Here is a 5,680-nt window from a genome sequence, read left to right as displayed (position 1 = left end):
CGGTAGCCAATCCACGCATATCAGCATGATCAACCGTCGCTCACGCACCCGGCTCCGCCGCGTTCCCTATCCGGCATTCGCGAAAGATTCTGAAATCCGGCACCCGGAGAGAGCGGCTCGCCCTCTTGACAGGATCAAGCCATATCAGCCCGGCCGGCTCACAGGTAGCTGAAGAGCGAAATGTTGCTCAGCTTCGCGAAGGTCATCTGCGTGGCCTGCAGCGAACTCTGGCGCTGGTAGAACTCGGAGATCGCGCTGGCCGGGTCCAGATCCTGGATCTGCGACAGATAGCTCTGGTCCTGCAGGTTCTGCGATGTGCCGCCGGTGTCGAGTGCATCGAGTTCGTTCATGCGCGATCCGACCGAAGACAGGATCGTCAGCACGTTGTCATGCGCGTTCGTGACCTTCACGTTGGCGGTGCTCAAGGCATTGAGGAGCTTGGCCTGCGCCGCCGTGCCGCCACCGGCCAGCGGCGTGCGCAGCGCGGTGACCAGTTGGCCGATCGAGGCGAAGATGTCCGTGCCGGCGTTCTTGGCGGTGGACACATCGATGCTGTCGCCGTTCGCGGGCACGCCCGTGACACTGATCTGCACGCCGCCGAAGGAGATCGGGTCCCCCGAGACATAAGCGGCGGTGGAGAGCGTGACCGGCGGCGTGTCCTTCGTCTGCACGGTGTAGTTGCCGGCATTGAAGCTGATGGTGAAGTCCTTGCCGTAGTTCGGATCGGTGGCATCCTTCACGCTGATCGAGCCGAATACGCCGCTGCCGGTATTGCCCGCCGCGTCGGACGCCACGTAGCCCGCACCGCCCTGCACGGTCTGGAAGATCGTACGGCCATCGTCGCCTGTCGACATCTGGCGCGCCACATCCACCTGCATCAGGCGCTGGCCCTGGTCGCCGACATACTGGATGCCGCCGCCGGCCGTCGCGGTGAAGGGCGCGCTGCCACTCTTGAAGCCGGCGAACAGGAACTGGCCATTGCCGTCGTCGGAATTCGCCACGCCCACCAGCTGATCGAGATTGCTCTGGATGGTGGTGGCGATCGAGGCGCGGTCGGCATCCGACAGCGTGGCGTTGCCTGCCGACACGGTCAGCGTCTTGATGTTCTGGAGAATGGACGTGACCGTATTGAGCCCGTTCTCCTCCCGCGAAAGCGAGAGCGTCGCGCGCTGGCGGCTGGTGGCGTACTGGGCCGACAGCGACAGCGTGTTCGTCACGCCGAGCGCTCGCGCGGCGCCCACCGGATCGTCGGCGGCCGTGAGGAACTTGCTGTTGGTGGACAACTTCTGCTGGACCTGGAACAGCTGCTGCTGCTGCGCGCCCATCGCGTTGAGGTTCTGCTCGTAGAAAGAACTGGTGCTGATACGCATCACGACTCCTGGATTGCGAAAAACGTTGAGTGGGTGCCCTAGGCATTGATGCCGAGGATCGCGTCGAAGATCGTCGAGGCGGTCTGGATCACCTTCGCATTGGCCTGGTACATCTGCTGGTACATGAGCAGGTTGCCCGTTTCCTCATCCTGGTTGACACCGGAGACGGACTGCTGGCTCGCCTTGATCTGGGCGGTCACGCTGTCCTGCGTGGTGCCTGCGGTCTTCACTTCGAGGGCGCGATTCCCCACCTGGCTGACGAGCTGCGAGTACGCGTCGTTGAAGGTGGTCGTGCCATTGCCCATCACCGCCTTGCGCTGCAGGCCGCCGATCAGCAGCGCGTTGCTGCCGTCGGAGACGCCGCCGCTGTTGTTGGCGATGGTGAAGGTGTCGCCCTGCGCCGGCGCGCCCGTCAGGGTGACGGTGATGCCGTTGAAGCTCATCGTGGCGCCTGCCGTGAAGGGCACGGCCGTGCCGGCCGCATAGGTCGTGGGCGCACCGCCGGGCGGCGTCACCGTGACCGAGGCGGCGGCGGGAAAACCCGTCAACGAGTTGGTGGCGGTGTCGTAGGCCAGCGTGACCGGCGCGGCCAGCGGCGTCGCCGGGTAGGTCGAATCGACGGTCGCGGGGCTCAGGGCGCCCGAGCCCTTGTTGCCGGCGACGTTGTCCGTGATGATGGGCGATGCGGCCGCGACCTTGGCCGGGTCCAGCACCAGCACGTCCATGTCGCGCGCCCCGGTGCGGGTCGGCTGCACGAGGAAGGAGTCGCCCGCTTGCGCGGCGCCGCTGGGCGACGACAGGCTCACGCCGTCGAAGGTGATGGGGAAAGTGGTGGAGGTCGCCACCGTCGACTTGTCCGACAGCCGCGTCACCGAATAGGTCAGCGTGCCCGCCACGTTCTTCACGTCGACCGAGTAGTCGCTGGCGGTGAGCTGCGAGGTGTTGGTGACGGCGGCCGCGACCACCATGGTGCCGGTGTTGTTCTTGTTGCTGAAGACGCCGGGCGTCGCGGTGGTGAAGAAGTTGCCGCCGAGCGCGCCGTTCAGGTCCACGCCCAGCTTGTGCTGCGCATTGACGGCATCGGACAAGGACATCGCCAGCTGGCCGATCTGGTTCTGTGCCGGGATGAGCGACTGCGCGCGGAAGCTCATCAGGCCGCCCAGCGAGCCGCCGGTGATGACGTTGTCGTTGAGCTGGGTCACGTTGCCCGAGACGGTGAGCAGCGCGATCGACGTGCGGGTCGGGTCGGCGGCCGAGGGCACCGCCTGCATCGTCGCCGCCTGATTGCCCGTCACCAGGGACTGGCCGTTGCCGACGGACACGCTGTACTGGCCGTCGGCCTGCGCCAGCACCTTGACGTCGACGATCTGGCTCAACTGGCTCACCAGCTGGTCGCGCTGGTCCATCAGGTCGTTGGGCGGGCTCCCGCCGGCCATGGCCTGGGCCAGGCCGATCTGCTGGTTGAGGTTGGCGATCTGCTTGGCGAAACTATTGACCTGGCTGACGCTGCCCTGGATCTGGTCATTGACCGACGAGTTGAGATCCGTCAGGTACTGGTCCGTGGAACGGAACTTGTTGGACAAGGCCTGCGCCGAGCTGATGAGCTGTTGGCGCGCGGCGGGGTCGGATGGCGTGTTGGCCACGCCCTGCGTGGCCGTGAAGAAGTTCTGCATCAACGGGCTCAGGCCGGCGGTCTTGTCCGACAGCAGCGTGTCGATGCGGTTGATCTGCGTGCCGTAGGTACTCAGCGCGGCGGAAGAGGACTGCGCGCTGGAAAGCTGCGCCGTGAGGTACGCGTCGAAGCTGCGCGAAATGGTGGTAACGCGCACCCCGGTGCCCATGAAGCCCGAGCCGGTCGCGATGGCGCCGTTGGTGGCCACCTCGGCGACCTGCCGGCTGTAGCCCGGCGTGTAGACGTTGGCCGTGTTGTGGGCGGTGGTCATCAGCGCGTCGCGTGCCGCGTTGAGGCCGCTCAGACCCGTGAAGAACAAATTTCCGGACATAAGGCTCTACCTGTATGGATGGGTGTTTCTCGAGGCATCGCGTCGATGCCTTCCTTCTCTATATCGGCAGAGCGACCGGAATGTTGAGAGGCGGATGCCCCTTTGGCCGCTCTCGGGCCTGAAGGCGGCCGCCACGCGCGATGCCACCGGACGGTGGCATCGGCGGCGCCCGGTCATGCGCTCAGAACTCGGCCCATTCGTCGTCGCCCATGGCCAGTTGAGGCGCGGAGGCACCGCCCTTCTTGCCCGCCGGCAGTGCCTTGGAGCGCGCCTTCGGCTCGGCCTTGGCCGGGCGGGCGGCCGTGATCGGCGTGATCCGCGTCAGCGCCGCTTGGGGCTTGTCCTCGTCCTCCTTCAGCCTGAACACACTGACCGCCTCCACCAGATTGCCGGCCTGTTCCTGCAGCGATTGCGCCGCCGCCGAAGCCTCTTCGACCAGCGCCGCGTTCTGCTGCGTCACTTCGTCCATCTGCGTGATGGCCTGGTTGATCTGCTCGATGCCCGAAGTCTGCTCCTGGCTGGCCGCCGTGATCTCGCCCATGATGTCGGTCACGCGCCTGACGCTGCCCACGATCTCGTCCATCGTCTGGCCGGCTTCGGCCACCTGCCTGCTGCCCTCTTCCACCTTCTCCACCGAGTCGCCGATCAGCGTCTTGATCTCCTTGGCCGCCGCCGCCGAGCGCTGCGCCAGGCTGCGAACCTCGGAGGCCACGACGGCGAAGCCACGGCCCTGCTCGCCCGCCCGCGCGGCCTCGACCGCCGCGTTCAGCGCCAGGATGTTGGTCCGCGTTGTCCGCGTTCTGCTTGACGGTGCTGGTGAGTTCTTCCATCGAGGCGGCCGTCTGCTCCAGCGAACTGGCCTGCTCCTCGGTGCGCGACGAGAGGTCCTGGTTGCCCGAGGCGATCTCGCTCGAAGCCGTCGCGATGGTGTCCGACGAGTCCTTGATCCTGCTGACGACCCCGGTGAGCTGGTCCTGCATCTGCTTGATGGAGTAGAGCAGGCTGCCTTCGCGCGCCGAGCTGGCATCGACCTCGACCGTCAGGTCGCCGGTCGCGATGCGGCCCACCACGTCGGCGGCATACGCCGGCTCGCCGCCCAGCTGGCGCGCCAGCACGCGGGCCACCAGCAGGCCCAGGCCCACGCTGACTGCGACGCCTCCCAGTGCGAACGCCACCATCAGCAGTCGCGAAGTCCTGAAGGTGTCGCCGGACCGCGCCACGCTGTCCTTGGCCAGCTGGTCGCTGTAGCCGACCATGCCTTTCATCACCACTTCCAGCGCGCGCGAATCCTTCAGCAGCTGCGCGCTGTCCTCGCTCACGCGGCCGTCGAATTGCGAACTGTCGAGCGACTGCTTGGAGATCAGCGCGACGAAATCGGTCATGCGCTGCTTCAGGGGCGGCATCAGGGTCTCGTACTGCTGGAAGAGCTTTTGCCCTTCAGGACTCTCGGCGAAGAAGGGCTTCACCTCCGCGATGCGCGCCTCGAGGCCTTCGACGGCGGTGCTGAGTTCCTTGGCGCCGGCGTTGCGCTCGCCGCGCGTGGAGGCGGAAAGCAGGCCCATCTGGGCCCGGCTGGCATAGAGGAGGTCGATGTTGGCATCTTGCACGGCCTGCAGGGCGTGCAGTTCATGGCTGTAGAGCCTCTCGGTCGAGGCATTGATGCGGCTCATGTGGAAGATGCCCAGCGCACTGACCGCCGCGCCCAGAGCCGCGACAACAAGGAAGCTGAGGATCAGCTTGACCGTCACGCGAAGTCGTTGAAACCATTTCATTTTTTTCTTCTTTCCATTGATGGCCGTTATCAGGGAATGGCGGCCGGGTGAGTGATCGGCGGGCGGGCCCGTCGTCAGGCCGCGCGTCCGCCTTCCCTGCTAGAACTCGGTCCAGTCGCCGCTCTCGGCGGCGCCCATGGCCAGCTTGGGCGCGGGGCTCGCCGACTTCCGGCGCTGCTGGGTCGGGAGTGCCTTGGCGGCAGCCTTCGGCGCGGCCCGGGGCGCCGCCTTCGGCGCGTCGACGGGTCGCAGCTGCTTGAAGACGGCGCCGGAGCCGGCATCGAGCTTGAAGATGCTCACCACCTCGGACAGGCTGCCGGCCTGCTCCTGCAGCGATTGCGCCGCTGCCGAGGCTTCTTCCACCAGCGCCGCGTTCTGCTGCGTCACCTGGTCCATCTGCGTGATGGCCTGGTTGATCTGCTCGATGCCCGAGGTCTGCTCCTGGCTGGCCGCCGTGATCTCGCCCATGATGTCGGTCACGCGCTTGACGCTGTCGACGATCTCTTCCATCGTCTTGCCCGCCTCGGCCACCTGC

Annotated in this window: 3 protein-coding genes and 1 pseudogene; all 4 read right to left on the bottom strand. The window is 66.4% G+C overall.

Features of this window, described 5'->3' with window-relative positions:
- Positions 1-158: 158 nt before the first annotated feature.
- Positions 159-1,370 (bottom strand): flagellar hook-associated protein FlgL, encoded by a 1,212-nt coding sequence (gene flgL, locus AC1DNF_RS35230; protein WP_478153523.1) that lies wholly within the window; start codon positions 1,368-1,370, stop codon positions 159-161.
- A 38-nt stretch (positions 1,371-1,408) separates the two neighbouring features.
- Positions 1,409-3,373, bottom strand: a complete 1,965-nt coding sequence (flgK, locus tag AC1DNF_RS35225) for a flagellar hook-associated protein FlgK (protein ID WP_478153521.1) — start codon at positions 3,371-3,373, stop codon at positions 1,409-1,411.
- A gap of 181 nt (positions 3,374-3,554) precedes the next feature.
- Positions 3,555-5,145, bottom strand: a pseudogene (locus AC1DNF_RS35220) (methyl-accepting chemotaxis protein).
- 99 nt (positions 5,146-5,244) lie between these two features.
- Positions 5,245-5,680: methyl-accepting chemotaxis protein (locus AC1DNF_RS35215; RefSeq protein WP_478153519.1), on the bottom strand; the 436-nt coding region annotated here is incomplete at its 5' end.

Source organism: Variovorax sp. 01T432 (assembly GCF_056398605.1).
The sequence above is the reverse complement of the archived record's forward strand: the minus strand, read 5'-3'. Positions and strand labels throughout refer to the sequence as shown.

Excerpts from the sequence above, each read along its gene's own strand:
- flgL (WP_478153523.1), bottom strand. The coding sequence starts at position 1,370 with ATGCGTATCAGCACCAGTTCTTTCTACGAGCAGAACCTCAACGCGATG.
- flgK (WP_478153521.1), bottom strand. The coding sequence starts at position 3,373 with ATGTCCGGAAATTTGTTCTTCACGGGTCTGAGCGGCCTCAACGCGGCA.